The organism is Streptomyces sp. enrichment culture, from assembly GCF_964272895.1.
Taxonomy (GTDB): domain Bacteria; phylum Actinomycetota; class Actinomycetes; order Streptomycetales; family Streptomycetaceae; genus Streptomyces.
In genome coordinates this window covers 1,070,434-1,096,494 of record NZ_OZ186832.1, presented here as the reverse complement: position 1 = coordinate 1,096,494, position 26,061 = coordinate 1,070,434, and the positions used below count along the sequence as shown (strand labels likewise).

Genomic DNA, 26,061 nt, shown 5'->3' with positions numbered 1-26,061 from the left:
ATCCTGCCGCGAAAGGCGGGTGCCCGGCAGGTGTGACGGGGGTATCAGGGCACACCAGGGGGCATCGATCGGGAGTAACCCGGACATAACTGACGTATGCGAGGCGGGTCATGACCGGCGATACGGGAGCAACCGCCCGCGATGTCAGACCCGGCCGTTAGTCTCGGGGATCATGAGGCTCCTGCACACTTCCGACTGGCATCTGGGCCGGGCGTTCCACCGGGTGAACATGCTCGGCGCCCAGGCCGAGTTCATCGGTCACCTCGTCGCGACCGCGCGCGAGCGCGAGGTGGACGCGGTGGTCGTGGCGGGAGACGTGTACGACCGGGCGGTGCCGCCGCTGGCCGCGGTGGAGCTCTTCGACGAGGCCCTGCACCGGCTGGCCGACCTCGGTGTGCCCACGGTGATGATCTCCGGCAACCACGACTCCGCGCGGCGGCTCGGCGTCGGCGCCGGGCTGATCGGGCGGGCCGGGATCCATCTGCGCACCGACCCGGCCGCGTGCGGGACACCCGTGGTGCTGCGGGACGCCTTCGGGGACGTCGCCTTCTACGGGCTGCCGTATCTCGAACCGGCCCTGGTCAAGGACGAGTTCGGGGTGGAGAAGCCGGGGCACGAGGCGGTGCTCGCCGCGGCCATGGAACGGGTCCGCGCCGACCTCGCCACGCGCGCGGGCGGCACCCGCAGCGTCGTCCTCGCGCACGCCTTCGTCACCGGCGGCGAGGCCAGCGACAGCGAGCGCGACATCGCGGTGGGCGGTGTGTCGGCCGTCCCGGCCGGCGTCTTCGACGGAGTCGACTATGTGGCGCTGGGGCATCTGCACGGCTGCCAGACCCTCACCGAGCGCGTGCGCTACTCCGGCTCCCCGCTGCCGTACTCCTTCTCCGAGGCCGGCCACCGCAAGAGCATGTGGCTCGTCGACCTGGACGCGGAGGGGCGCGTCGGGGCCGAGCGCGTGGACTGCCCGGTGCCGCGCCCGCTGGCCCGGCTGCGCGGCACCCTGGAGGAACTGCTCGACGACCCCGCCCTGGACGTGCACGAGGAGTCCTGGGTGGAGGCCACCCTCACCGACGCCGTCCGCCCGGCCGACCCCATGGCCCGGCTCGCCGAGCGCTTCCCGCACACCCTGAGCCTGGTCTTCGAGCCCGAACGGGCACCCGACGACCCCGAGGTCTCCTACGCCCGGCGCCTGGCGGGCCGCAGCGACGAGCAGATCGCCGAGGACTTCGTGGCCCATGTGCGCGGCGCCGGGCCCGACGAGCGGGAGCGGGCCGTGCTGCGGGACGCCTTCGACGCCGTCCGCGCGGACGCGGCCGCCCGGGAGGTGGCCCGATGAGGCTGCACCGCCTCGACCTGACCGCCTTCGGCCCCTTCGGCGCCTCCCACACCGTCGACTTCGACGCGCTGTCCGCCGCCGGACTGTTCCTGCTGCACGGACCGACCGGCGCCGGCAAGACCTCCGTCCTGGACGCCGTCTGCTACGCCCTGTACGGCTCGGTGCCCGGCGCCCGCCTCGGCACGGCCCTGCGCAGCGACCACGCCGCGCCCGCCACACGCACGTCTGTCACCCTCGAACTGACCGTCGCCGGACGGCGGTTGGAGATCACCCGGCAGCCGCCCTGGGAGCGCCCGAAGAAGCGGGGCTTTGGCACCACGCTCGACAAGGCCCAGACCTGGCTGCGCGAGTACAAGGCCGGTGCCTGGAGCGACCTCAGCCGGTCGCATCAGGAGGTCGGCGAGGAGATCACCCAGCTGCTCGGCATGAGCCGGGAGCAGTTCTGCCAGGTCGTGCTGTTGCCCCAGGGCGACTTCGCCCGCTTCCTGCGCGCCGACGCCGAGGCCCGCGGCAAGCTCCTCGGGCGGCTCTTCGACACCCAGCGCTTCGCCGACGTCGAGAAGCGGCTCGCCGAGCGCCGCCGCGGCGCCGAGGCCGGGGTGCGCGAGGGGGACGCCGCGCTGCTCGCCGACGCGCACCGCATGCAGCAGGCCGCGGGCGGCGCCATGGAGCTGCCCGCGCTGGCACCGGGGGAGCCGGGCCTCGCCGACGCGGTGCTGAGCGCCGCCGCCGTGGCCCGCTCCACCGCGCGCGAGCAGCTCACCATCGCCCACTGCGGGCTCGCCGCCGCCGAGTCCGCCCAGGCCGCCGCCGAGCGCGCCCTGGCCGACGTACGCGAGACCGCCCGGCTGCAACGGCGGTTCGCCGAGGCGCGGGAGCGGGCGCGGCTGCTCCAGGAGCGGTCCGACGCCCACCGCGCGGACCGGGAACGCATGGAACGGGCCCGCAAGGCGGAGGCGGTGGCGCCGGCACTGGAGCTGCGCGACGCCGCCGACGCCGAGCACCGCGGGGCGGCCGCCGCCGAGGCACACGCGCGTGCCCTGCTCCCCGCCTCCTTCGCCGACGCGGGCGCCGCCGGGCTCGCGGCCGCCGCGCGCCGGGCCGCCGAGGAACTGGGCGGCCTGGAGTCCGCCCGGCGCGCCGAGCAGCGACTGGCCGAACTCCTCGCCGAACGGGCGGGACTCGACCGGCAGGAGCGCGCCGACGAGGACGTCCTCGCCGAGGCCGACGGCTGGCTCGCCGAGTGGGAGGCCGGACGCGCCGCCCTCCAGGCCCGTATCGACGCCGCCCAGGAAGCCGCCACCCGCGCCGAACAGCTCGCCGTACAGCGCGAACCGGCCCGCAGGCGGCTGGAGGCGGCCGTACGCCGCGACCGGCTCACCGCCGACACCGAGGCCGCACAGCGGCAGGCCCTCGCCTCCGCCGAGCGCGCGGTCCAGGCCCGCGCCCACTGGCTCGACCTCAAGGAACAGCGGCTCACCGGCATCGCCGCCGAACTCGCCGCCGGCCTGCGCGACGGCGAACCCTGCGCCGTCTGCGGCGCCACCGAGCACCCGGCGCCCGCCCGCCGGATCGCCGGGCATGTCGACCGCGACGCGGAGGAGCGGGCGCTGGCCGCCTCCCAACGCGCCGAGGAGCAGCGCACCGAGGACGAGCGCCGCCTCGCCGGTCTCAGGGAGGCGCTGGCAGCCGCCACCGCCGAGGCCGGTGACAGCCCCACGGCCCAGCTGAGGGAGGAGGCCGAGGACCTGGAGCGGCGCCATGCGCAGGCCCGCAGGGCGGCCTCCGACCTGCACCCCGCCCACGAGGAGCTGCGCCGCGCCGAGGAGGAGCACCGCAGGCGCACCGACGCCCGCCGGCAGGCCGAGGTCCGTTCGGCGTCCCGCGCGGCCCGCCGCGACGCGCTTGACCGGGAACGGGCCGTACTGGAGGGCGAGTTGGCCGAGGCGCGCGGCGCCCTGGACAGCGTTGCCGCGCGGGCCGCGCAGCTGGAGCGGCAGGCCGCGCTGCTCGACGCCGCGGCGGCCGCCGCCCGTGCCGCCGAGGACGCCGCCCAGCGGCTCAAGGACGCCGACGCCCGGCTCGCCGACGCCGCCTTCCGGGCCGGTTTCGACACCCCGCGGGCCGCCGCCGAGGCGCTGCTCGACGACACCGCCCACCGTGAGCTGCAACGCTGCCTGGACGCCTGGCAGCAGGAGGAGGCCGCCGTACGGGCCGTCCTCGCCGAGGCCGACACCGCGGCCGCCGCCCAGCTGCCGCCCGCCGACCTCGCCCGCGCCGAGCAGGCCGCCGCCGACGCCGCCCGCCGGCTGCGCGAGGCCGCCTCCGCGCGCGACGCCGCCGCCCGGCGCTGCGCCGAGCTCGACAAGCTGTCCGCGCGCGCGGCCGTCGGCGTCCGACGGCTGGCCCCGCTGCGCGAGGAGCACGACCGCGTCGCCCGGCTGGCCACCCTCGCCGCGGGCACCTCGCCGGACAACGAACGCAAGATGCGTCTGGAGTCCTACGTCCTGGCCGCCCGCCTGGAGCAGGTGGCCGCCGCCGCGACCGTACGACTGCTGCGGATGTCCTCCGGCCGTTACACCCTCGTCCACTCCGACGACCGCTCCGGCCGTGGCCGCAGCGGTCTCGGTCTGCATGTCGTCGACGCCTGGACCGGACGCGAACGGGACACGGCGACCCTGTCCGGCGGCGAGACCTTCTTCGCCTCCCTCGCCCTCGCCCTCGGCCTCGCGGACGTCGTCACCGACGAGGCGGGCGGGGTGCGCCTGGACACCCTGTTCATCGACGAGGGCTTCGGCAGCCTCGACGACCAGACCCTCGACGAGGTCCTGGACGTCCTGGACTCACTGCGCGAACGCGACCGCAGCGTCGGCATCGTCAGCCATGTGCCCGACCTGCGCCGCCGGATCCACGCGCAGCTGGAGGTCGTCAAGGGCAGATCGGGGTCCGCGCTGCGGCAGCGCGGTCACTGACCGAGGGGGCGCCGGGGGAGCGGGGAGGAGTAGACGACGCTGGTGGTCACCGAGCCCAAGGCGCCGATCTTCCCGGACACCTCCTCCAGGTGCCGCATCGAACGGGCGGCGACCTTGATGACGAAGCAGTCGTCGCCGGTCACATGATGCGCCTCCAGGATCTCCGGCGTCGCGGCCACCAGGTCGTGGAAGGGCTTGTAGTTGCCGTTGGGGTAGCGCAGGCGCACGAACGCCAGGATCGGCAGCCCCAGCCGGTCCGGGTCCACCACCGCCGCGTACCCCTGGATCACCCCGGCCTCCTCCAGCCGGCGCACCCGCTCGGTCACCGCGCTCGCGGACATCGACACGGCCCGGGCCAGCTCGGCGAAACTGGCCCGTCCGTCGCGCTGGAGGACGTCGAGGATGCGCCAGTCGGTGGCGTCCGGGGAAAACGCGGTCATGAGGGAGGGATAGCAGGGGAATCCCCGGCGGATCAAGGGGCAGGCCGGGGAACGGCCCTTCAGGACGAGGATCGACGGCCGTAGATTTCTGATCGTCGACACCGGATCGGAACAGTCAGTGACAGCGCGGTCAGTGACGAGCGTCAGTGAGCAGTCAGCGAGAAAGGCCCCGCGATGACCACCATCACCGCCACCACCGCCCCCGCCGTCAACCCCGTCCTGCGCGTCGCCCCCGCCGCCCCGGCCGAGGCCGCCGCCTACTTCCGCGCCAGCCTCGTCTTCCACGCCGACGTCTCCGACGTGGCCGCCGCCCTCTCCGCCGGCGGCGACCCCGGCTTCGTCGTCCTGGACTCCCGCTCCACCGAGTGCTGGGACCAGGGCCACATCCCCGGCGCCGTCCACCTGCCGACCGCGCAGATCCCCGAGCAGGCCGAGCAGCTCCTCGACAAGTCCGTGCCCGTCGTGACGTACTGCTGGGGCCCCGGCTGCAACGGCGCCACCCGCGCCGCGCTCGCCCTCGCCGAACTCGGCTACCAGGTCAAGGAGATGCTCGGCGGCTTCGAGTACTGGGTGCGGGAGGGCTTCGCCTACGAGACGTGGGAGGGGCGTGAGCAGCGGGACGCCGACCCGCTGACGGCGCCGGTGGGCGCGGAGGACTGCGGCTGCTGAAGCGCCGCCGCTGGGGGAGCGGGGGCTCGGGCCGTAGGGGATCTGCGGTGTCGCGGCCGCCGGCCGTCGTGGGCTGGTCGCGCAGTTCCCCGCCCCCGGCCGCGGCGCGGTGAGGACGCGGGGGCGGCAAGGCCCGGTCGCCGCGCCGCCCCCGCTCGCTCGTCAGAGGGCCGAGAGTTCGTCCACCAGATCGTCCAGGCCCAGCGAGCCCTGCGAGAGGGCCGCCATGTGCCAGGACTTGAGGTCGAAGGCGTCGCCGTGGCGCTTGCGGGCGTTCTCGCGGCCGAGGAGCCAGGCGCGTTCGCCGAGCTTGTAGCCGATGGCCTGGCCGGGGATCGTGAGGTAGCGGGTCAGCTCGCTCTCCACGAAGTCCGTCGGACGGCTGCTGTGCGCGCCGAAGAACTCCTGCGCCAGCTCCGGCGTCCAGCGCTCGCCCGGGTGGAACGGCGAGTCCGCCGGGATCTCCAGCTCCAGGTGCATGCCGATGTCGACGATGACCCGCGCCGCGCGCATCATCTGCGCGTCCAGATAGCCGAGGCGCTCCTCCGGGTCGGTCAGGAAGCCCAGCTCGTCCATCAGCCGCTCGGCGTACAGCGCCCAGCCCTCGGCGTTGGCGCTGACCCCGCCGATGGTGGCCTGGTAGCGGGAGAGGTTCTTGGCGACGTACGTCCACTGCGCGAGCTGGAGGTGGTGGCCCGGCACGCCCTCGTGGTACCAGGTGGAGACCAGGTCGTACACCGGGAACCGGGTCTGCCCCATCGTCGGCAGCCAGGTGCGGCCCGGCCGGGAGAAGTCCTCCGACGGCTGGGTGTAGTACGGGGCGGCCGCGCTGCCGGGCGGCGCGATGCAGGACTCCACCTTCCGTACCGGCTCGGCGAGTTCGAAGTGCGTGCCGTCCAGCGCCTCGATCGCCCGGTCCATCACGCCCTGCAGCCACTCGCGGACCTCGTCGACGCCCTCGATGTGCCGGCCGTGCTCGTCTAGGTGGGCGAGCGCCACCCACGGCGTCTCGGCGCCGGGGAGGATCTTCTCGGCCTCCTTCTTCATCTCGCCGAGCAGCCGGTGGTACTCGGACCAGCCGTAGGCGTACGCCTCGTCCAGGTCGAGGTCGGTGCCGTTGTAGTAGCGGGACCAGCGGGCGTAGCGTTCGCGGCCCACCGTGTTCGGCGCGCCCTCGATCGCCGGGACGTACACCTGCCGCATCCACTCCCGCAGTTCCACCACGGCGGCCGTCGCACCGCGCGCGGCCTCGTCCAGCTCGGCGCGCAGCGCCTCGGGGCCGGCCGAGACGAAGTCCTCGAACCAGCCGCGGCCCTCGCCGTCGGTGTCCGTCCACTCGCCGAGCTGCTCCACGAACGTGGCCGTCGGCCGCGGACCCGCGTACAGCTTGCGCTCCAGGCCCAGCGTCAGCGACTCCCGGTAGCCCGCCAGCGCCCCCGGTACCGCGCGCAGCCGCTCGGCGATCGCCGCCCAGTCCTCGTCGGTCTCCGTCGGCGTGACGGTGAAGATCTCGCGCACCGAGTGGGCGGGCGTGGCCATGTTGCCGACCGCCCGCAGCCCCTCGTCGGCCTCGTGCACGGCGAGCTCGGCGGTCAGCCGCTCCCGCAGCAGCCGTGCGCAGCGCCGCTCGATGTCACTGTCCGCGCCGGGCTGCCGCTCCGCCTCGTCGAGCCGCGCGAGCGTGGCCCGCTGGAGCGCCGCGAGCGCTTCCTGGCCCGCGGGCGAGAGGTCGGGCAGACGGCTCGAACTCTCCTTCACACCGAGGTACGTACCGGTGACCGGATCGAGGGCGACGAGGTCGTCGACATAGGCGTCGGCGACCTCACGGGGCAGCGGGGTCTTGGTCTGAGACATGCGGCCCATCCTGGTGGAGGGGGACGCCGCCCGTCACCCTGTTTGCGCCGAGGGCGAAGGCGGCAGCAGCGGCCCGCAGTCCCACCGCTGGAAGATCAACCGGGTCTCCACCCGCGCCACCTCCCGCTGTGATGTGAACTCGTCCAGCACCAGCCGCTGCAGATCCGTCATGTCCGCCACGGCCACATGCACCAGATAGTCGTCCGGGCCCGTCAGATGGAACACGGTCAGCGACTCCGGCAGCGCCCGGATCCGCTCCACGAACGGCCCCACCAGCTCCCGCCGGTGCGGTCTGACCTGCACCGACAGCAGCGCCTGGAGCCCGCGGCCCAGCTTGGCCGGATCCAGCCTCAGCTGATGCCCGAGGATCACGCCCGCCCGCCGCAGCCGGGTCACCCGGTCCAGGCAGGTCGACGGGGCGACGCCCACCTGGGCGGCGAGATCGCGGTAGGTCGTCCGTGCGTCGTTCTGCAGCAGGGTCAGCAGCTGAAGATCGACCGGATCCAGTACGACAGATTCGGCCACTCGCCGAACGTAGCACGGTGTTCGATTCCTGTGACCCGGCCGGTGTTCACCCTTTCCGTCCATGGACACCGACATGGACACGCCCAAGGGCCTTGTTGCCGGCCGGCGCCCCGCATCCCGGGCCCTGGCCACCGAGGCCGTGCACGCCGGACGCGACGACCTCGCGCGCCAGGGACTGCACGCCCCGCCGATCGACCTGTCCACCACCTACCCCTCCTACGACAGCCGTGGCGAGGCCGCCCGCATCGACGCCTTCGCCGAAACGGGCGCCGAACCGGACGGCCCGCCCGTCTACGCCCGCCTGGGCAACCCCACCGTCGCCCGGTTCGAGACCGCCCTGGCCCGGCTGGAGGGCACCGAGGCCGCCGTCGCCTTCGCCAGCGGCATGGCCGCCCTCAGCGCGGTCCTGCTGGTACGGGCCTCCATGGGCCTGCGCCACGTCGTCGCCGTACGCCCCCTGTACGGCTGCAGCGACCACCTGCTCACGGCCGGACTCCTCGGCTCCGAGGTCACCTGGACCGACCCGGCCGGCATCGCCGACGCGCTGCGCCCCGACACCGGTCTCGTCATGGTCGAGTCCCCGGCCAACCCGACCCTCGCCGAGGTCGACCTCAAGGCCGTCGCCCACGCCTGCGGCTCGGTCCCGCTGCTCGCCGACAACACCTTCGCCACACCGGTCCTCCAGCGGCCCGCCGAGCACGGCGCCCGTCTGGTGCTGCACAGCGCCACCAAGTACCTCGGCGGCCACGGCGACGTCATGGCCGGCGTGGTCGCCTGCGACGAGGAGTTCGCCGGGCGGCTGCGGCAGGTGCGGTTCGCCACCGGCGGTGTGCTGCACCCGCTGGCCGGCTACCTCCTGCTGCGCGGCCTGTCCACCCTGCCGGTGCGGGTGCGCGCCGCCTCCGACAACGCCGCCGAACTCGCCCGCCGCCTCGCCGCCGACCCGCGCGTCGCCCGTGTCCACTACCCGCGCATCGGCGGCGCGATGGTCGCCTTCGAGGTGCACGGCGACCCGCACGAGGTGATCGCGAACGTCCGTCTGATCACTCCGGCGGTCAGCCTCGGCAGCGTCGACACCCTCATCCAGCACCCCGCCTCCATCAGCCACCGCATCGTCGACGCCGACGACCGCCGCGGCGCCGGCGTCTCCGACCGCCTGCTGCGGATGTCGGTGGGCCTGGAGGACGTCGACGACCTGTGGGCCGACCTGGACCGGGCGCTCGGCGAGCCGACGACGACGCGGACCGGGGCGGCACGCGAGACGGTGGCCGGCGTCTGAGCCGGCGCCGGTGCCGGTGCCGGTGTCGGCGCCTGAGCCGACGGCCCGGCAAGGTCTGCCCGGCAAGGTCTGAGGCCACGTAACGCCTCAAGCCGCCCGGCACCGGCCCAAGCCAGGCAGAACCTCAGGCCAGGCAGTGCCACAAGCAACCAGGCAGCGCCTCAAGCAGCCCGGCAGCGCCTCACGCCCGGTAAGTCCTCAGGCAGGCAATGCCTAAAGTCCGGCAACGCCTCAAGGGGTGCGGGGAACCGCGTGACGAGCCGCAGCGAAACCCGCGGCCGCCCCGCGCCCCCCGCCCCTACGGCGCCTCGTCCCTGAACTCGCCCCCACCCGACAGCTGCCGAGCCGCCTCCACGGCACTTCCCGGCGCACCCAGCGGAGCGAGCCGCGCGGTGATCACCAGCGTGCCCTCCTCGATCTGGTAGTCCAGCGGCAGGCCCAGGCCCCGCATCGCCGCGACCATCCCGGTGTTCGCGGCCTTCGTCACCGCGTACACGCTGTCGCAGCCCGCCTCGGCCGCCATGGCGACCAGCCGCCCGAGCAGTTCCCGGCCGATGCCCCGCCGCTGCCAGGTGTCCTCGACGAGCAGCGCGATCTCCGTCTCGTCCCCGTCCCACAGCAGATGCCCGAGCCCCACGATCCGCCCCGACGCCGTCCGCGCGGCGATCGTCCGGCCGAACCGCGGGCTGAGCAGGTGGTTCAGATACCGGTCGGCATCCTTGACCGGCCCGTGGTACCGCATGCTCAACGTCTGTGAAGAGCACCGCTCGTGCATCTCCTTCGCCGCGGCGAGGTCCGCCGTGTCCGCCCGGCGCACCGTGATGGGGTTGCCCTCCGGCAGCATCAGCACGTCCTGGCCGCGCGGCACCCGCGGCCCGAGCCGCGCGTCCAGCTCCACGAGCGCCCGCGCCCGCGCGAACTCCGTCGGTGTGAACGGCAGATACGGCCGCTCCACGGTGATCACGCCACCCTCCGGTGCCCGCAGACGCATCACCGTGTCCTCCAGCGCGCCCTCCACCGGACCACCGTCCGTCCGGCCCGCGTCCCCGGCGCCGACCGGCGCGGCCGGCAGCGAACGGATGGTGCACCGGCCGAGCAACTGCCGCAGGGCCAGCGGCAGCTCGGCCGTGTCCAGGGCCGTGCGGGTGGCCAGCCCCAGCACCCGGGTGGGAGCGTCGACCAGGTCGTGGGCGTCGGCCCGTTCGATCCAGGTGTGGGCCCCGCCCGCCCCTGCCACCAGGCGGGTGATCTCCGACGCGGTGACCCCGCCGGGGGAGCGCAGCAGGAACTCGTCCACCGTCTCCTCACCCAGCGGGTGCGTCTGCAGCGTGAGGATGTCCACCCGCCGCTCCGCCAGTGCCGTGCACAGCGCGGCCAGCGAACCGGGCGCGTCCTTCACCGTCGTCCGCATCCGCCACAGCGCGCTCTCCCCGGCCGCCCCCTCGGCGGACGGCCCCTGCCCGGCCGCACCCTGCGCGGAGTGCGGCCGGGCACCGGTATCACTCGTCGGAGGCGCGTGCCCGTGGCGCCGTGCCCACCAGGTGTGGAACGCCGCCGTGGCCATCAGCACCACCGCCGAGACCACCAGCAGCTCGGGGCCGTCGGGGCCGTGCCCGATCAGGTTCGCCACGGCGTCGGCCACCGCGACGGCCGTGAACAGGGCGGCGAGTTCGACCACGTCCCGGCGCCAGTGGTGGACGGGGCGGCCGTGCCGCGCCCGCGTCACATCAGACATGTTTCGCTTCATACAGACACTGTGGAGGAAAGGTGTTGCGTGATCACGAACGCTTTGTGTCCGATGGGTTAAGGACGCTTCTGCGCCTTTTATTGCTCTTTTGACGATTGCGTGGTCCACATCTGACCCTTGTGTTGTCCCCTCCTGAAGGACATGCCGACTACGTCATGCCGCCGCCTCCCCGGTGAGCGCCCGGTGCAGCCGACGCGCCTCGGCGACCAGGCGGGACGAGCCCCGTCGCGCCACCGTCCGCTCCAGATACGGCAGTTCCCCTTGCGCCCCGGACCGCTCGGCACAGGCGGCGGCCACGGCCAGCAGGTCCCCGAGCCCCCGCTGGGGTCTCGCCCCGTCGGCGGCGGCCAGGTCGGCGAGCAGCACCGGCAGGGTGTGCCGCAGGACGCCCCACAGCGTGGAGTTCGCCCCGGTGGCCGCGGCCGTACGCGCCGACTCGGCGAGCCGCAGCGGCTTCACCGCACCGCTGCGGACCAGCCGGCCCAGGGCCGCGCCCAGCCGCTCCGGCACCAGCTGCCCGCGCGCGGTCAGCGTCAGCAGCGCGTCCACCGCGGCGAGCCGGTCCTCGGCATGCCGGGCCCCGAGCCCGTACGCGATCCCGAGGTGCACGGCGGGCCCCGCCTCCCCGCCGGACTCGGCGATCAGGGGCAGTAGCCGCCCGGCCCCGCGGCTGTCCTCGACGGCGAGCGCCGCGAGGTCCCACAGGAACCGTGCCGCCACCGCCTCACGCCGCTCCGGCAGCAGGGCGAGCCAGTGCGGGCGTATCTCCTCGCTCCAGTGGTGGCAGTACCGATGGGCCATGGAGACGCTCACCGGATCGCCGAGCGAGCGCGGGGCGGCGGGCAAGTCCGCGGGCACGTCGTCGACTTCGCCGATCTCCACCAGGATCAGGGCTCCCTCGCGCCGGGTGTGTCCCGCGGGCTCCGCGGGAGGCGAGGTCAGCCGGCGTGCGAGCCGCGCGCCCTCCGCCGTGCCCAGGGCCAGGGCCCGCTCGGCGGCGTGCTCGGCCGTGGCGCGGTCCGCGCGCCGCACCCGCAGCAGGGCCTGGGCGAAGTCCTGCTCGGCCGGCCGTGCTCCCAGGCGGTGGTAAGCGACCAGCCGGTCCACCAGGACCTCGGGTTCCAGCAGGCCCGTGCTCCAGGTCGGCGTGGACAGCAGGAACGGCAGCGGGTCGGTGCGCAGCCGGTGGGCCACCTCCCACAGACGGGCGTCGAAGGCGCGGGCCAGGGGCGCGTGGACGCAGTCCTCGGCGTGGCCGCGCGTCGCGTCGGCCGCGGCCGCGCGCAGAGCCGGGGTGTGCACGGTGCCGTGGAGCGTGGCCAGGAGCAGGTCGAACGCCTCGGCGGCGGTGGACAGGACGCGGTGCTCGGGCCCGAAGTGGTCCGCCGGACGGATCCCGTACACGGGGGGCGCGGCAGCCCACCAGCGGCGGTCGACGACCGGGGCCAGCGCCTCCACGAGCCCCTTCCGGTCGCGGTGGGCATGCCGGACCAGACCGTCCAGGGCCCGCTCGAACGACGGCACGTCGCCGCCCGACAGCATCACCGCGCCGATCTCCTCGGCGAGTTCCGCGGCGGACTCGGGAGGCGGCGCGAGCCGCACCGGCTCGGGCACCGGCGGGAGGACCTCCTCGTGCACCACCGGCTCCCCGAGGCAGGGCCCGAGGCCCAGCGTGCGGGCCGCCCGCTCGCGCAAGGAGGGGATCAACTGCTCGGCGGACAGCGCCAGCTCACCCCGGAGCGCGGGCGAGTCCAGCTTCGCCAGATGCCGCTCCACGAGCTTCAGCGCCCGCTCCTGCACCTCCGCGTCCGCATGCCCGAACGCCTGCGCGGCGGCCGGCAGCAGCTCCGGAGCACCACCCGGCGACCGCAGCAGCACCTTGCCCAGCAGGACGAGCTGGGAGCGCACCAGCTTCTTCTCCGGGCGGAACAACACCGCCGCCGACATGTCGGCCAGCCGGCGCGTGGTGAGGTCGCCGTCCAGGGCGAGCGCGGCCAGCACGCTCTGGGCGTGCGCGGCCACCGGGGACACCGCGTCCGACGCCAGCGCCAGCCAGTCGGCCACCCGTGACCGCTCCTCGGCGCGGGTCAGGGCGAGGGCGTCCAGCAGGCGCAGGAACACCCGCTGATCGGCGGCGGAACCGCCGCGCAGCAGCCGGGCCACGCAGGCGTCCACCAGCGTCCCGCGGTCCAGCGTCCCCTCGTCGGCGAGCCGGGCCAGGGCGCCGGTCCAGCTGTCCGGACCGTCGTCGTGCGGCCATTCCAGGCGGCTGCCGACCTCGTCCGTCTCCATCAGCGCGGCCACCAGCGGCACCAGATGCGGGTCGCGGCGCAGCCGGTCCAGCTTGGTGCCGCCGTGCCGCCACCCCTGGTCGATGTGGTCGAGCCAGCCGCGCACATAGGCGTCGGTCACCGGGACCGGGCAGCCGGCCAGCCGTACCAGCCCGGCCATCAGCTCATAGGGCACCCGGGCGGTGACCGGCCGCCGGGCCAGCCGGTGCGCCACGTCCGCGAGCCACCGCGGGTCCCGGTCGCCGAGCAGATGCAGCAGCAGCCGGGGAGACGCCTGCGCCCAGCGCAGATCGGTCGCCGCGAGCCAGTTCGCCACCCCCGCGGCGCCCGTCTGGCACGCCGCTCCGGCCGCGTGCAGCGCGGGCAGGGCACGACGGCTCTCCGCGGTCCACCGCGCCGTCCGCAGCTCCTTGCGCAGCGCCTTCAACTCCGGGAGACACGCCCGCCGTTCGGCGTCCGTCATCCCGTCCAGCAGACTCACGACCTCGGAGGTACGCCCCGCCCGCACGGCATCCAGAAGACCGACCGGCTCATCAGCGCGCGTCCCCTCGCCCCGCATCGCTTCCGTCACCGTGTTCATCGCACACCCCCGTCGTATCCCGTCCCCGGCGTCCTCCCGGCGCCGCCGCGCCGTGCCATCCGTACCGCCAGCGCGTGCTTGCACGGCCCGCGCCCGCCTCGATATCTCGCCCACCACAGGCAGCTGCAGCTGAGCACCCCCGCCGCTTCACGCACCCGGTGCACATGACCGTCCTCGGCGGTGACCGTCGCCAGCACCCCGTCGACAGCCACCGCGCCCGCCTCAAGCAGGGAGCGCGCCGACCGCAGCCGCGGGTTGTGCCGCTCGACGCGCTCGGCGTCGTAGGGCAGCTCCCGGTGGAAGTAGGCGGCCTCCGCCGCGTCGTACCCCACGCGCCCCGATGTGCCGAGCCGCACCAGCGCCGCCCGCACCCGCTCCGCCGGAAGCCCGGAGTCGGCCGCCAGCTCGGCGACGTCCACGCGTGGCTCCCAGGCCAGCAGCACGGAGATCAGCTCCGCGTCGCCCACGGCCTCGTCGGTGGCGAGCGCCTCCAGCACACCGCCCTCGCCGGAGAACCCGCGCGAGGCGTCGGGCGACAGCGTCAGGGTCAGCCGCATGCCGGGCAGCACGACCTCCCAGGCGGTCGCCGTGGCGGCGTGCGCGGCGCCCGTCGGGCCGTACACCCGCAGGGCCGTCGCGAACCGCAGTACGCGCTGCAGCGCCACCAGCCGCTCCGGGCCCGGCAGACACACCGCGCCCGGTACCGGACGTGTCGTGGGCCGGAGAATCCTGCCCATGGGCACCACCCAGCGCGTGGTCGACGCCCCTCCGCGCGCGGAGGAGGCCGTGCGCGGCAGTGACCGCAGGAACCGCACCGCCTCGGCGGCGGGCAGTTCGGCCCGCTGCTCGAACCCCGCCGCGACGACCTGGGCCTCGGCGAAGCCGCGCAGCCATCGGTCGGGCAGCGGCACCTTCTTCTCCACGACCGGACCGCCGAGCGTGGTCACCGCCAACTCCTCGGGGCCCACACGCAGGTGCAGCGGATCGTCCGAGCCCAGCCGCGACAGCGCCTCGCGCAAGGGGTTGTTGACGTCCACGTTCGTGGTGCCGTGCCCCACCGCGCCGCCGTCCAGGCCCGGCGCCAGCACATCGAGCCGGGCGTACACGCCGCCGCAGCCGGAGAACGACTCGAAGCGCAGCCGGTCGCCGTTGCCCGTGACGACCGGGTCCAGGGACGCCGGGCGCTGCGGCTGGTAGTAGCGCGCGGCCGCCACGTCGGCCACGGCCAGCAGCGCGGCGGACGCGGCCTGAGGGGACGTCAGGAACCCGGAGAAGAACCGCGGATGGTCCTCGGCACCTCCCGGCGTCGCCCCGCGGGAGGTCTCCAGCCCCAGCCGCCGCCCGTCCGCCGATGATTCCAGCACGGAGGGTCGCCGATAGGTCACGGCCTGCAAGGATCGCGTCATGGGAAAACCGTAGAGGCGACCACTGACAATCCGTCCGACCTGCGAAAACGCCCTCATCGAGGGGCGGTTGACGGACTGCGGGGACGGTCGGCCGACGGGCTCCGGGGACGGTCGGCCGGCGGACTCCGGGAGCGGTCGACCGACGGACTTCGGCAGCGGTCGGCCGACGGGCGACGGGAGCGGTCGCGCACGTGCCCCGCACCGGGAGATGACGCCGGTGCGGGACACGTGCCGACGAGAGTACGGCAGTTACTGGCCCACTCGGCCCGGTTGGAGCGTCTTCGTGAACAACACGCCGCCGTCCCGCTCCCGCTCCCGCAGCCGCACCGTCAGCCCCGCGGTGTCGCCGTCGATGTCGACCTCGCCGAAGAACTGGTAGCCGCCCGCCGGAGAGACGTTGGCGACGCCCGGCCCGGCCGTGCGCCTTCACGAAGACGCGTTCGGGGCCGGACGTGCCGTCGAGGGCACCGGGCCCCGCCCCGGCCCTGGTGGCGCCGCAGCGGCTCTGGGTTCCGGCGTGCACCCGGCCGGCGCCGAGCGGAGCCTCGCCCTGCCGTCAGCGGCTGCCGTCGAGGATGACGCGGGCGACGAGAGCGGGGTCGTCGTTCATCGGCACATGGCCGCAGCCGGGCAGCCGCACCAGCCGGGCCTTGGGGATGATGCCCTTGGCGCGCACGCCCTGCCGGCGCAGCAGGAGCCGGTCCTTGGTGCCCCAGGCCACGGTGACCGGTATGCCGGGGACGTCGTCGGTGAACTGCACGGTGGTGCCCGCGCGGAGGGTCTCGGTGAAGCCCGTGGCGCGGGCGAGGGCCAGGGTCTCGGCGACCACGGCCTCGGGTGAACGGCGGCCGGGACGGGCGTAGATCGTGCTCGTCAGGACGGTCCGCCCGGCAGCCGTCCGGGACAGCCGCTCGACCAGGGGCGGCGGCAGCCGCCGCGCGCTCTGCCACATGGCGAGGAGGACGCCGAACGCGTAGCGCCGCTCGGCCTGCGTCCAGAAGCCGGCCGGCGACAGGGCGGTGACCGACCGGACGAGTTTCTCCCGGCCGAGTTCCAGGGCCAGCAGCCCGCCGAGGGAGTTGCCCGCGACATGGGGCCGGTCGACGTCCAGCGCCTCGCACAGGGCGGCGAGCGCGGTGGTCATCGTGGACAGGTCGTGGGCGAGTCCGTCCGGCAGGGAAGGGGACGCGCCGAACCCCGGCAGATCCACGGCGATCACGTCCCGCTCGGCGGCCAGGATGTCGATGACCGGCTCCCACGCCTGCCAGTGGTGGCCGATTCCGTGCAGCAGCAGCAACGGTTCGCCGCTGCCCACGCGCGCGTAGGAGAGGGTCACGGACCGCCGGCCCCGGGGCGAGGGGACTTTCAAGGTGACGGTGGCGGACAAGGGCAGCTCCTTTGCCGGGGGACACACCTCTTGCTTCTTGGTGGACAGCTTGTCAGCAATTGCTACCGGTGGGTAGTCCCCGGTTCGCGGTCACCAGCCCCCTCGCCGTGGCGGGGGTTTCGGCTTCACGTCATCCGTGCGGCCCCGTGCGAACGCCCTGTGAACGCTCGGCCGCGTCCGCCCCCGCCGACTGCCCAGGGTGTCGAGGATTGGTCTTGACCAAGGGTGGGGGGCGTCCTATGGTCGCTGATAAGTGCAACAACCTTTAATAAACAAAGGCGCTAAAAGGCCGCCGGATCACGGCGATTGCGGAGGACAGGGTGGGGACCACGCAGCTGGAATCGGTGCCGGAACCGAAGTACTGGCACCTCAAGACCGTGCTCAGTGAGGCACTGGACTCCGAGTTCTCGGTGGGCGAGATCCTGCCCAACGAACGTGATCTCGCGGCCCGCTTCGGTGTCGCCCGCGCCACGCTCCGCCAGGCGCTGGAGCAGCTGGAGCTGGAAGGCCGGCTGCAGCGCCGCCGCGGTGTCGGTACGACCGTCGCCCCGCCCCGCGTGGGCGTCGACGTCGGCAGCGAACCCCACGCCTGGCCCGGCGCGTCCGGGGACGTCTGGCAGGCGGTCGACTGCGTCCTGGAGGTCCCGCCCGCGCGCGTCGCCGCCGCCCTGGAGACCGCGCCCGACGAGGCCGTCCACACGGTGCGCCGCATCCGTACGACCCACGGCCAGCCCGTCGCCGCCGAGCTGCTGCACATCCCGCGGGCCTCGGTGCCGGACCTGTCCGGCATAGACGCCCCCTCGGGCGCGGCACGCGCGCGTGCGGTGCTGCGCGAACTGCAGCGCCTGGAGCTGGAGGGCCACGAAAGCGCCGTCGAGCTGGGCTCGGCCCGCGCGGACGACGCCAAGGAACTGGACCGGCTGCCCGGTGCGCCCGTCCTCGTCGTCACCACCCGGTTCCTCGCCGAGGGCCGCACCGCCGCGCTGTCCGTCGCCACCTACCGCGCGGACACCTGCCGGCTCACCTTCGGCGACTCCGGCGGGGTGGAGATCCACCAGGACCCGCAGCGCCAGGCGTCCTGAGCACCCGCTGAACCGGCCTCCCCCCAGGGGCCGGTTCAGCGGCGGGCCGTCACCGTGCCCTCCACCGCGAACAACTGCTCCTCCACATGGTCGAGCGCGAGCCGGACCGCGCCCGTGGCCACCGCCGCCTCGCCGAGCAGCGACAGCGCCACCCGCGGCGGCCGCAGACAGTAGCGCGCCAGCTCCCGCCGCAACGGTTCGAGTACGTCGTCCAGACCCGCCGCCCAGCCCCCGATCACCACCAGCTCGGGGTCCAGGGCCAGCACCAGCGCGGCCACGTCGTGCACCAGCCGCTGGATGAACCGGTCGACGGCCGCGCGGGCCTCGTCGTCGCCCTTGCGGGCCCGCGCGAAGACGTCGGCGACCGCCTGCTCGTCCAGCGGGTGCAGCGGCTGGTCCGTCGTGGACAGCAGCGTCTCCGGGGTCACCTCGCGCCCCAGCAGATGCAGCGCGCCGATCTCCCCGGCCGCCCCGCCGTACCCGCGGTGCAGCCGCCCGCCGATCAGCGAACCCGCGCCGGGGCTCAGCCCGGCCAGCACGAACACCACGTCGTCGGACTCGGTCGCCGAACCCTTCCAGTGCTCGGCGACCGCCGCAGCGTTGGCGTCGTTCTCCACCAGCACCGGGCACTTGAACGACCGGCTCAGCCGCTCGCCCAGCCGCAGCCCCGTCCATCCGGGCAGCGCGGTGCCCAGCCGCACCGTGCCGTCGGCCTCCACGATGCCGGGCGTACCCACGCCCACCGCCCGCAGCGAGGCCCGTGAGACACCGGCCCGGCGCAGCAGTTCGGCCACCGCGCCGCGCAGCCGCTCCAGCCGCTCGTCGGCGTCGAGGGTCTCGTCGACCTCCTTGGCCTGGGCGCCCAGCACCCGGCCGTCCAGGTCGGCGAGGAGCGCGGCGACCCGATGGGCGCCGATCTCCAGACCCAGCAGATGACCCGCCTCGGCCCGGAACCGGAAGCGCCGCGCGGGCCGGCCCTGGCGCCGGGCGGCGCCCTCCTCGGCCGCCTTCTCGACGACCAGACCGGCCTCGATCAGCCCTTCCACGACGCCCTCCACCGTCGGCCGGGACAGCCCGGTGACGCGCGTGATCTCCGTCAGCGTCGCGCAGTCCGTGGCACGCAGCGCGTGCAGCACCACCGCGGAATTGATCCTTCGCAGCAGCGAGGGATCCCCGCCGGTCAGCCGCCCCACCGTCCGTCCTCCCAGCTCGAGCGCGTGATGGCCGGATCGTACTCGGCGCGACGAGGACCGGCGAGTGCCGGAACCGCCCGCTCCGCCCCGAGGCCGCTGCACGGGCCGACCGAGCCCGCGGCGACGGCCGACCGGGCCTCCGGCCGGGGGCCAGCAGGACCACGCTTTGCCATCCGGCACGGGCACGCTCCGCAGGCGTCCAGGACCGCGCTCTGCCATCCGGCACGGACACACCCCACGGGGCGGCAAGGACCACGCTCCGCCATGCGGCACGAGCACACTCCCCGGCCGGCCAGGACCGTGTTCCGCCGTCCGGCACAGGCACGCCCCGCGGGCGGCCAGTACCGCGCTCTGCCGTCCGGCATGGACACGCCCCGCGGGCGGCCAGTACCCCTTTCCGCCACCCGGCACGGACACGCCCCACGGGCGGCAAGCACCACGTTCCCCCGTCCGGCACGGGCCACGCCCTGCGGGCGGCCGGCACAGCCTCCCTCCCTTCCACACGAGCCGTCCGCCCAGCCCTCTCCGCAACCCCGCTCACTCACCCCGTTCACACGCCCCCTCACCCCCTGCCGCTCACCCCGGCGACACGAACCCCGACTCGTACGCGACGATCACCGCCTGTGTCCGATCCCGCGCCCCGAGCTTCGCCAATACGGCGCTGACGTGCGACTTCACGGTCTCCGTGCCCACCGTCAGCCGGGCCGCGATCTCCGCGTTCGACAGCCCGCGCGTCATCAGCCGCAGCACCTCCGCCTCACGCTCGGTGAGCCGGGCCCGCTCCAGGGCGGCGCGGGCCTCGGAATTGCCGCCCCCGCCCGCTCCACCGTCCCCGTACTCCGCCGCCAACTGCCGCACCGACGCCGGGAACAGCAGCGACTCGCCCTCCGCGACCAGCCGCACGGCGTGCACGATCTCCGCCGGCCGGGCCCGCTTCAGCAGGAACCCGTCGGCTCCGGCGCGCAGCGCGTCGTACACGTACTCGTCGTTCTCGAACGTCGTCACCACCAGGATCTTCGGCGGATCCGGCACCGTCCGCAGCACCGCGCGCGTGGCCTCGATGCCGTCCAGAAGGGGCATCCGCACGTCCATCGCGACCACGTCCGGCCGCAGTTGCCGCACCAGCGGGATCACCGCGGCCCCGTCGGCGGCCTCGCCCACCACCTCGATGTCGGGCTGAGCGTCGAGAACGGCCCGCAGACCGGCTCGGACCAGCGGTTCGTCGTCGACGAGGAGTACGGTGACGGGCATCCGGACAGGTTAGTCGAGCCCGTACGGCCGTCACTCCAGCGGTGGTTCCGCCCGCACCGCCGACCCCCTCGTCGAGCCCCTGCGGCCGTCAGGCCAGCGGCAGTTCCACCCGTACCCGCCAGTCCCCCTCGTCCGGCCCGGTGCGGGCCCGGCCGCCCAGCAGGGCCGCCCGCTCACGTATGCCGCGCAGGCCGCTGCCCCGCCCGCCGGACGGCGTCGGCGCGGCCGCCGCGGGCAGTGCGTTGCGCACATCCAGCACGAGCGTGCCGTCCGAGACCGCCACCCGCACGCCCACCGGTACGGTCCCCGCGTGCCGCAGCACATTCGTCAGGGCCTCCTGAAGGATCCGGTACCCCTCGCGCGAGACGGGCCCCGGCACCGTCTCCACCGGACCGCTCACCTCGGCGTCCACCTTCGCCCCGGAGGCCCGCGCGGACTCCAGCAGCCGGTCGGCGTCGGCCAGCGTGGGTCTGCTGCTCACCGGCCGCTCCGACTCGCGCAGCACACCCAGCACCCGGTCCAGATCCTCCAGCGCGGCCCGCCCGGTCTCCTCGATCGCGGCCAGGGCGCGGTCGGTGAACTCCGGGTCGCCCGCGGTCCGTGCCGCGCCCGCCTGGATCACGGCCACCGTCAGCGCGTGCCCGATGGAGTCGTGCAGCTCGCGCGCGATGCGGTTGCGCTCCAGCAGCTGCTCGGTGCGCTCCTCCAGGGCGGCCAGCCGCTCGGCGGGGGAGGGGCCGAGCAACCGCGCGGCCAGGCGGGTGATCAGCTCGCCGGAGAATACGACCACCACGGCCAGCAGGACCAGCGGCAGCGGCGCCAGCGCGACGTACCACCAGTGGTGCCCGGTGATCTGCAGCACGGCGCCCTCGTCGAGACCACCGCCGCCCAGCCGCAGTCCCGCCCGCACCAGCATCTCGGTGGTGACGGGCAGTTGCACGGTCAGCATGCCGACGAGGAAACCCAGCGCCAGCCGCGCCTCCAGCCACAGGACCGTGCGCCCCCGGTCACCCCACGTCCGGGACGGCGCCGTGACGATCTCCGGCCCGTCCCCGCCCTGCCGCTGCCCCAGCAACAGCAGCCGGGCCTGCAGTCCCTCCACCGTGCGCATGCCCGGCACCAGACCGGCGAGGGCGAGCAGGACCGCGGACAGCCACCAATGCCTGTCGTCCAGGTACATCCACATGGCGGGCCACACGACGGCCATGAACAGATGCAGCCATCGGGTGTACGTCACGGCCCGGGCGAACGGGCGCAGCAGGCGGATCACTTGTCCATCCTCGCAGCCGGCACCGACAACGCCCTCCCCCGTCCGGGGGAGACGGACTCCTCCCGCGGGGGAGGCCGCCGAACCGCCCCACCGGCCACGATGACGCCATGACCAGCATCGACGTCCAAGACCTCACCAAGGAGTACGGCAGCCGGCGGGCCGTGGACGCCCTGACCTTCGGCGTGCGGCCCGGCCGGGTGACCGGCTTCCTCGGCCCCAACGGCGCGGGGAAGTCCACCACCATGCGGCTCGTGCTCGGCCTCGACCGGCCGACCTCGGGCACCGCCACCGTCGGCGGCCGTGCCTACGCCGATCTCGACGAACCCCTGCGCCAGGTGGGCGCGTTGCTCGACGCCCAGGCGGCCCACGGCTCCCGCACGGCCCGTGACCACCTGCGCGTCCTCGCCGCGAGCAACCGCATTCCCGTCCGGCGGGTGGACGAGGTGCTGGCGGAGACCGGGCTTGAGTCCGTCGCACGGCGCCGGGTGCGGACCTACTCGCTGGGCATGCGTCAGCGCCTGGGCATCGCGGCCGCGCTGCTGGGCGATCCGCCGGTGGTGATGCTGGACGAGCCGTCCAACGGCCTCGACGCCGAGGGCATCATCTGGATCCGCGGCCTGCTGCGCCGGCTCGCCGCCGAGGGCCGTACCGTCCTGGTCTCCAGCCATCTGATGAACGAGACCGCCGAGTTCGCCGACCACCTCGTGGTCCTCGGGCGCGGGCGGCTGCTCGCCGACCTGCCGATGCGGGAGTTCATCGACGCGCGCGTGCAGCCACGGGTACGGGTGCGCACCACGGACGGCGAGGCCCTGCGGGACCTCCTCGCCCGGCACGGCCACACCGCCGAACCCGGCGACGACGGAGCCTGGACCGTGCCCCACGCGCACGTGGCCGACATCGGCAGGCTCGCGTCCGAGGCGGGCGTCCCGCTCCTCGAACTCACCGCGCTGGAGGGCACGCTGGAACAGGCATACCTCGACCTGACCGCGTCCGAGACCGAGTACACCGCACAGCTTCAAGGGGCCTGACCATGCCGTTCGCACCGATCCTGCACGCCGAGCTGCTGAAGATCGGCACCCTGCGCTCCCTCTACGGCGCGCTGCTCGCCCTGCTCGCCGTCTCCACGGCGTTCTCGGCGATCGCCGGGGGCGACGGGGCCTCCGATCCCGAGTCCGACGTGCTGTTCACCGCCTTCTCGGGGGTGCTGCCCGGCCAGATAGCCGTCATCGCCTTCGGCGCGCTCACCATGTCGGCGGAGTTCCACTCGGGCGCCCTGCGCCTGTCCCTGGCGGCGGTGCCGCGGCGGGGCCGGTGGTTCGCGGCCAAGGCGCTGGCCGTGGGCGTACCGGCGTTCCTGGTGGGCCTGGTGACCGCGGCCGCCTCCCTCGGGGCGGCCCGTGCCTCGATGGGCGCGGCGGCTGACGGACTGACCACCGGTCAGCAACTGCGCGCGGTCCTCGGCTGCGGGATCTACCTCGGGCTGATGGCACTGCTCGCCACCGGGCTCGCGGCGCTGCTGCGCAGCGGTGTCGGCGCGCTGTCGATCATCGTCCCCTTCGTCCTCGTCGTCCCCTTCGTCATCGGCGACGTGGCGGGGAAGGCCACCGACTTCCTGCCGGACAGGGCCGGTCAGGTCGCCCTGCACCAGACCTGGGACGGCACCCTCAGCCCCTGGACCGGTCTCGCCGTGACCGCCGCCTGGGCGGCCGCCGCCCTCGCCGCCGGGGCGTGGAGCGTACGGCGCCGCGACGCCTGACCCGCGGCAGGCCCCGGCCCCCGGCTGACGCCCCGCCAATTGTCAGTGGCGGCGGGTTTACTGGGGGCATGGACATCGCGCGGTACCTGGACACCATCGACCGGCTGTGCTCCCGCCCCTTCCCGGCGGAGCACGGCTGGTCGGACGTGGGACGGGAAGGACCGGGCTACTGGATAGCGGAGTTGGCGGCCGGCGACGGGGACGCCGCGCACCGGTCGCGCACGGCGGAGGACCTGGAGGCGTACCGGGAGGGGCTGGCGCAGCGGCTGGACCAGAGGTGGGGAGCCCAGCCGCCGTGGAGCACGCTGACCCTCCGGGTGCGCATGGAGCGGGGTGAGGAGATACCCGAGCCGTGGGGGAGCGTGGGCGTGATGGTGGACGAGGTGTCCCTGTGGCGCACCGACACCAGCGGACGCTGGGTGGCGCTGGGGGTGGCCACGCGGGGGGAGACGGAGGACGCCCGGCTCCTGGCGATCGTCACGGAGACGGACCCGCCATGAGCCGCCGACCGGCGAAAACCCTCACCGTCGGCCGGACCGCCTCGAAGCGCAGGTCGTGGGAGGGCGCTGGCGACGCCCGTACGAAGCCCCCACGTCGACCTGGTCGCCTGCGGCGCCCGTACGAAGCGTCTCACCGTCGGTCTGGAAGCCGCAGCGCCGTACGGAGCGCCTGGAAGCCGCAGCGCCGTACGGAGCTTCTCGCCGTCGGCCTCGAAGCAGCAGCGCCCGCACGAAGCCGCGCACCGTCGGCCACGAAGCCGCAGCACCCGCACGAGGCCCCTCACCGTCGGCCGCGAAGCCGCGGCGCCCGCACGAAGCCGCTCACCGTGGGCTTGGAAGCCCGCAGCGGCTTACGAAGCCTACGAAGCCCCTCACATCGACCTGCACGCCCGCGGCGCCCCGCAAAAACCCACCGCCACTGCCCCCGCGCAGCCGCCCGACCCCGCCCCAGCCGCCGCCCCCGCTCAAGCCGCCCCCGGCGAGGCGTGGTCAGTCCTCCGCCGCCACCCGCAGGCGGGCGTACTCCTCGGCCATCGTCGCGGTCGTCCAGTGCGCGTTCAGCCCGCTGGGGTTCGGCAGCACCCACACGCGCGTGTCCCCGATCGTCCGCTCCTGCGGCCCGACCCGGGCCCGCGGGTCGTCGAACGCCGCGCGGTACGCGGTGACTCCGACCACCGCCAGCCAACGGGGCTTCAGCCGGGCGACCTTCAGTGCCAGCAGCCGCCCACCCTCGCGGTACTCCTCGGCGGTCAGCTCGTCGGCACGGGCGGTCGCGCGGGCCACCACGTTGGTGATCCCGAGCCCGTACGACAGCAGTTCCTGCTGCTCGGCCGGTTTCAGCAGCCGGGGCGTGAAGCCGGACAGATGCAGCACCGGCCAGAAGCGGTTGCCGGGACGGGCGAAGTGGTGGCCGGTCGCGGCCGTCATCAGGCCGGGGTTGATGCCGCAGAACAGCACATGGAGACCGTCCGCGACGACGTCCGGTACGAGACGGTCGCGGGCGGCCTCCAGTTCCTGCCGGGTGAAGCGGGTCAGAGAATCGCTCCGGGGGTGTAGCCGGCGGCCTCCGGGTGCTGCTTGACGAGCTCCTCGACGCGGCCGACGACCGAGGCGACCTGGTCGGCGGCGGCGCCGGTGAAGGACAGCTTGTCGGCCATCAGGGCGCCCAGCTGCTCACGGTCCAGCGGCAGCCGCTCGTCCGCGGCCAGCTTGTCGAGCAGGTCGTTGCGCTCGGCGCCCTGCTCCCGCATGGCGAGCGCGGTGGCCACGGCGTTCTCCTTGATGGCCTCGTGGGCGATCTCCCGGCCGACCCCGGCCCGCACCGCGCCCATCAGCACCTTGGTGGTGGCGAGGAACGGCAGGTAGCGGTCCAGCTCACGGGCGACGACGGCGGGGAACGCGCCGAACTCGTCCAGCACGGTCAGGAACGTCTCCAGCAGACCGTCCAGCGCGAAGAACGCGTCCGGCAGCGCGACCCGGCGCACCACCGAGCAGGACACATCGCCCTCGTTCCACTGGTCGCCCGCCAGCTCGCCGGTCATCGAGGCGTAGCCGCGCAGGATGACCATGAGGCCGTTGACGCGCTCGCAGGAGCGGGTGTTCATCTTGTGCGGCATCGCGGAGGAGCCGACCTGGCCGGGCTTGAAGCCCTCGGTGACCAGCTCGTGCCCGGCCATCAGCCGGATGGTCTTGGCCAGCGAGGACGGCGCCGCCGCCAGCTGCACCAGGGCGGTGACGACCTCGTAGTCCAGGGAGCGCGGGTAGACCTGGCCGACGGAGGTGAAGGCATGCGAGAAGCCGAGGTGACCGGCGATCCGGTTCTCCAGGTCGGCCAGCTTCGACGCGTCGCCGCCGAGCAGGTCGAGCATGTCCTGGGCGGTGCCGACCGGGCCCTTGATGCCGCGCAGCGGGTAGCGGCCGAGCAACTCCTCCAGGCGGCCGTAGGCGACCAGCAGCTCGTCGGCGGCGGTCGCGAAACGCTTGCCGAGGGTGGTGGCCTGCGCGGCGACGTTGTGGGAGCGGCCGGCCATGACCAGCTCGCCGTACTCGCCGGCCAGCTTGCCGAGGCGGGCCAGGACGGCCACCGTGCGGTCGCGCATCAGCTCCAGCGAGAGGCGGATCTGGAGCTGTTCGACGTTCTCCGTCAGGTCGCGGGACGTCATGCCCTTGTGGACCTGCTCGTGCCCGGCGAGGTCGTTGAACTCCTCGATCCGCGCCTTCACGTCGTGCCGCGTGACCTTCTCGCGCTCGGCGATGGAGGCCAGGTCGACCTGGTCGAGGACACGCTCGTAGTCGGCGATCGCCGCGTCCGGCACCTCGATGCCGAGGTCCTTCTGGGCACGCAGCACGGCGAGCCAGAGCTGACGCTCCAGCTTGACCTTCTGCTCGGGGGACCAGAGCGTGGCGAGCTCGGCGGAGGCGTACCGTCCGGCGAGAACGTTCGGGATGCGGGGCTTGGCGGGCGCTGAAGTCACGTGTCCAGAGTTTACTGGCGATTAGTGCAGGCCAACGCCACGGCCCCGT

At 74.3% G+C, this 26,061-nt stretch carries 20 protein-coding genes and 1 pseudogene; 8 read left to right on the top strand and 13 right to left on the bottom strand.

The genetic code is table 11. The features are described 5' to 3' along the window. The first annotated feature begins 172 nt into the window (after positions 1-172). Positions 173-1,336, top strand: coding sequence for an exonuclease SbcCD subunit D (locus ACSU6M_RS04900; RefSeq protein WP_437067370.1), 1,164 nt, complete (start codon positions 173-175; stop codon positions 1,334-1,336). Further along, positions 1,333-4,308 carry an AAA family ATPase gene (locus tag ACSU6M_RS04895; protein WP_437067368.1) on the top strand — a complete coding sequence of 992 codons (2,976 nt, stop codon included), beginning with the start codon at positions 1,333-1,335 and terminating at the stop codon, positions 4,306-4,308. The genes ACSU6M_RS04900 and ACSU6M_RS04895 overlap by 4 nt, the downstream gene beginning before the upstream one ends. Here the strand turns inward: ACSU6M_RS04895 and ACSU6M_RS04890 are convergent. Continuing rightward, positions 4,302-4,748 carry an Lrp/AsnC family transcriptional regulator gene (locus ACSU6M_RS04890; protein WP_437067367.1) on the bottom strand — a complete coding sequence of 149 codons (447 nt, stop codon included), beginning with the start codon at positions 4,746-4,748 and terminating at the stop codon, positions 4,302-4,304. The genes ACSU6M_RS04895 and ACSU6M_RS04890 overlap by 7 nt on opposite strands. Before the next feature lie 174 nt (positions 4,749-4,922). On the opposite strand from ACSU6M_RS04890, the gene ACSU6M_RS04885 reads away from it, so the two are divergent. Then, positions 4,923-5,417 (top strand): rhodanese-like domain-containing protein, encoded by a 495-nt coding sequence (locus tag ACSU6M_RS04885; protein ID WP_437067365.1) that lies wholly within the window; start codon positions 4,923-4,925, stop codon positions 5,415-5,417. A 162-nt stretch (positions 5,418-5,579) separates the two neighbouring features. Here the strand turns inward: ACSU6M_RS04885 and ACSU6M_RS04880 are convergent, their stop codons facing one another. Then, a complete protein-coding gene (locus tag ACSU6M_RS04880) occupies positions 5,580-7,271 on the bottom strand; it encodes a DUF885 domain-containing protein (RefSeq protein WP_437067364.1) in 1,692 nt (563 codons plus the stop codon). Between the two features lie 33 nt (positions 7,272-7,304). After that, positions 7,305-7,796 (bottom strand): Lrp/AsnC family transcriptional regulator, encoded by a 492-nt coding sequence (locus ACSU6M_RS04875; RefSeq protein WP_437067363.1) that lies wholly within the window; start codon positions 7,794-7,796, stop codon positions 7,305-7,307. Positions 7,797-7,857: 61 nt separating this feature from the next. On the opposite strand from ACSU6M_RS04875, the gene ACSU6M_RS04870 reads away from it, so the two are divergent. After that, positions 7,858-9,075 (top strand): trans-sulfuration enzyme family protein, encoded by a 1,218-nt coding sequence (locus tag ACSU6M_RS04870; RefSeq protein ID WP_437067361.1) that lies wholly within the window; start codon positions 7,858-7,860, stop codon positions 9,073-9,075. Between the two features lie 298 nt (positions 9,076-9,373). On the opposite strand, the gene ACSU6M_RS04865 is transcribed toward ACSU6M_RS04870, so the two are convergent. From ACSU6M_RS04865 to ACSU6M_RS04845, 5 genes and pseudogenes are all read right to left on the bottom strand, one after another. Further along, positions 9,374-10,810, bottom strand: a complete 1,437-nt coding sequence (locus ACSU6M_RS04865; protein ID WP_437067359.1) for a GNAT family N-acetyltransferase — start codon at positions 10,808-10,810, stop codon at positions 9,374-9,376. 165 nt (positions 10,811-10,975) lie between these two features. Next, positions 10,976-13,693: a DUF7824 domain-containing protein gene (locus tag ACSU6M_RS04860; RefSeq protein ID WP_437067357.1), complete on the bottom strand. Its 2,718-nt coding sequence runs from the start codon at positions 13,691-13,693 to the stop codon at positions 10,976-10,978. Then, positions 13,690-15,099 carry an SWIM zinc finger family protein gene (locus ACSU6M_RS04855; protein WP_437067355.1) on the bottom strand — a complete coding sequence of 470 codons (1,410 nt, stop codon included), beginning with the start codon at positions 15,097-15,099 and terminating at the stop codon, positions 13,690-13,692. The genes ACSU6M_RS04860 and ACSU6M_RS04855 overlap by 4 nt, the downstream gene beginning before the upstream one ends. A gap of 249 nt (positions 15,100-15,348) precedes the next feature. Next, positions 15,349-15,595: pseudogene (locus tag ACSU6M_RS04850) on the bottom strand (alkaline phosphatase D family protein); the annotation flags it as partial. 60 nt (positions 15,596-15,655) lie between these two features. Then, on the bottom strand, positions 15,656-16,486 hold the full coding sequence (locus tag ACSU6M_RS04845; RefSeq protein WP_437067353.1) for an alpha/beta fold hydrolase: 831 nt from the start codon (positions 16,484-16,486) through the stop codon (positions 15,656-15,658). Positions 16,487-16,806: 320 nt separating this feature from the next. On the opposite strand from ACSU6M_RS04845, the gene ACSU6M_RS04840 reads away from it, so the two are divergent. Continuing rightward, the gene (locus ACSU6M_RS04840) at positions 16,807-17,568 is read left to right on the top strand and encodes a GntR family transcriptional regulator (protein ID WP_437067352.1); all 762 of its coding nucleotides are present in this window, start codon (positions 16,807-16,809) and stop codon (positions 17,566-17,568) included. A 35-nt stretch (positions 17,569-17,603) separates the two neighbouring features. Here the strand turns inward: ACSU6M_RS04840 and ACSU6M_RS04835 are convergent, their stop codons facing one another. From ACSU6M_RS04835 to ACSU6M_RS04825, 3 genes are all read right to left on the bottom strand, one after another. Continuing rightward, positions 17,604-18,761, bottom strand: coding sequence for an ROK family transcriptional regulator (locus ACSU6M_RS04835; protein ID WP_437067350.1), 1,158 nt, complete (start codon positions 18,759-18,761; stop codon positions 17,604-17,606). Positions 18,762-19,337: 576 nt separating this feature from the next. Further along, on the bottom strand, positions 19,338-20,012 hold the full coding sequence (locus ACSU6M_RS04830) for a response regulator transcription factor (RefSeq protein WP_437067348.1): 675 nt from the start codon (positions 20,010-20,012) through the stop codon (positions 19,338-19,340). An 88-nt stretch (positions 20,013-20,100) separates the two neighbouring features. Continuing rightward, positions 20,101-21,282, bottom strand: coding sequence for a sensor histidine kinase (locus tag ACSU6M_RS04825; RefSeq protein WP_437067347.1), 1,182 nt, complete (start codon positions 21,280-21,282; stop codon positions 20,101-20,103). 107 nt (positions 21,283-21,389) lie between these two features. On the opposite strand from ACSU6M_RS04825, the gene ACSU6M_RS04820 reads away from it, so the two are divergent. The 3 genes from ACSU6M_RS04820 (at position 21,390) to ACSU6M_RS04810 (ending at position 23,538) form a co-directional block, all read left to right on the top strand. Then, positions 21,390-22,310, top strand: a complete 921-nt coding sequence (locus tag ACSU6M_RS04820; RefSeq protein ID WP_437067345.1) for an ATP-binding cassette domain-containing protein — start codon at positions 21,390-21,392, stop codon at positions 22,308-22,310. A 2-nt stretch (positions 22,311-22,312) separates the two neighbouring features. Next, positions 22,313-23,038: an ABC transporter permease gene (locus ACSU6M_RS04815; RefSeq protein ID WP_437067344.1), complete on the top strand. Its 726-nt coding sequence runs from the start codon at positions 22,313-22,315 to the stop codon at positions 23,036-23,038. A gap of 68 nt (positions 23,039-23,106) precedes the next feature. Next, positions 23,107-23,538: a hypothetical protein gene (locus ACSU6M_RS04810; protein WP_437067342.1), complete on the top strand. Its 432-nt coding sequence runs from the start codon at positions 23,107-23,109 to the stop codon at positions 23,536-23,538. A 489-nt stretch (positions 23,539-24,027) separates the two neighbouring features. Here ACSU6M_RS04810 and mug read toward each other — a convergent pair whose 3' ends face one another. Then, a complete protein-coding gene (mug, locus tag ACSU6M_RS04805; RefSeq protein ID WP_437075009.1) occupies positions 24,028-24,573 on the bottom strand; it encodes a G/U mismatch-specific DNA glycosylase in 546 nt (181 codons plus the stop codon). Then, positions 24,570-26,012: an adenylosuccinate lyase gene (purB, locus tag ACSU6M_RS04800; protein ID WP_437067340.1), complete on the bottom strand. Its 1,443-nt coding sequence runs from the start codon at positions 26,010-26,012 to the stop codon at positions 24,570-24,572. The genes mug and purB overlap by 4 nt, the downstream gene beginning before the upstream one ends. Between the last annotated feature and the right edge of the window lie 49 nt (positions 26,013-26,061).

Bases quoted from the DNA above. Each gene is read 5' to 3' on its own strand.
- ACSU6M_RS04900 (WP_437067370.1), top strand. From the start codon at position 173: ATGAGGCTCCTGCACACTTCCGACTGGCATCTGGGCCGGGCGTTCCAC.
- ACSU6M_RS04895 (WP_437067368.1), top strand. From the start codon at position 1,333: ATGAGGCTGCACCGCCTCGACCTGACCGCCTTCGGCCCCTTCGGCGCC.
- ACSU6M_RS04890 (WP_437067367.1), bottom strand. From the start codon at position 4,748: ATGACCGCGTTTTCCCCGGACGCCACCGACTGGCGCATCCTCGACGTC.
- ACSU6M_RS04885 (WP_437067365.1), top strand. From the start codon at position 4,923: ATGACCACCATCACCGCCACCACCGCCCCCGCCGTCAACCCCGTCCTG.
- ACSU6M_RS04880 (WP_437067364.1), bottom strand. From the start codon at position 7,271: ATGTCTCAGACCAAGACCCCGCTGCCCCGTGAGGTCGCCGACGCCTAT.
- ACSU6M_RS04870 (WP_437067361.1), top strand. From the start codon at position 7,858: ATGGACACCGACATGGACACGCCCAAGGGCCTTGTTGCCGGCCGGCGC.
- ACSU6M_RS04865 (WP_437067359.1), bottom strand. From the start codon at position 10,810: ATGTCTGATGTGACGCGGGCGCGGCACGGCCGCCCCGTCCACCACTGG.
- ACSU6M_RS04860 (WP_437067357.1), bottom strand. From the start codon at position 13,693: ATGAACACGGTGACGGAAGCGATGCGGGGCGAGGGGACGCGCGCTGAT.
- ACSU6M_RS04855 (WP_437067355.1), bottom strand. From the start codon at position 15,099: ATGACGCGATCCTTGCAGGCCGTGACCTATCGGCGACCCTCCGTGCTG.
- ACSU6M_RS04830 (WP_437067348.1), bottom strand. From the start codon at position 20,012: ATGCCCGTCACCGTACTCCTCGTCGACGACGAACCGCTGGTCCGAGCC.
- ACSU6M_RS04820 (WP_437067345.1), top strand. From the start codon at position 21,390: ATGACCAGCATCGACGTCCAAGACCTCACCAAGGAGTACGGCAGCCGG.
- ACSU6M_RS04815 (WP_437067344.1), top strand. From the start codon at position 22,313: ATGCCGTTCGCACCGATCCTGCACGCCGAGCTGCTGAAGATCGGCACC.
- ACSU6M_RS04810 (WP_437067342.1), top strand. From the start codon at position 23,107: ATGGACATCGCGCGGTACCTGGACACCATCGACCGGCTGTGCTCCCGC.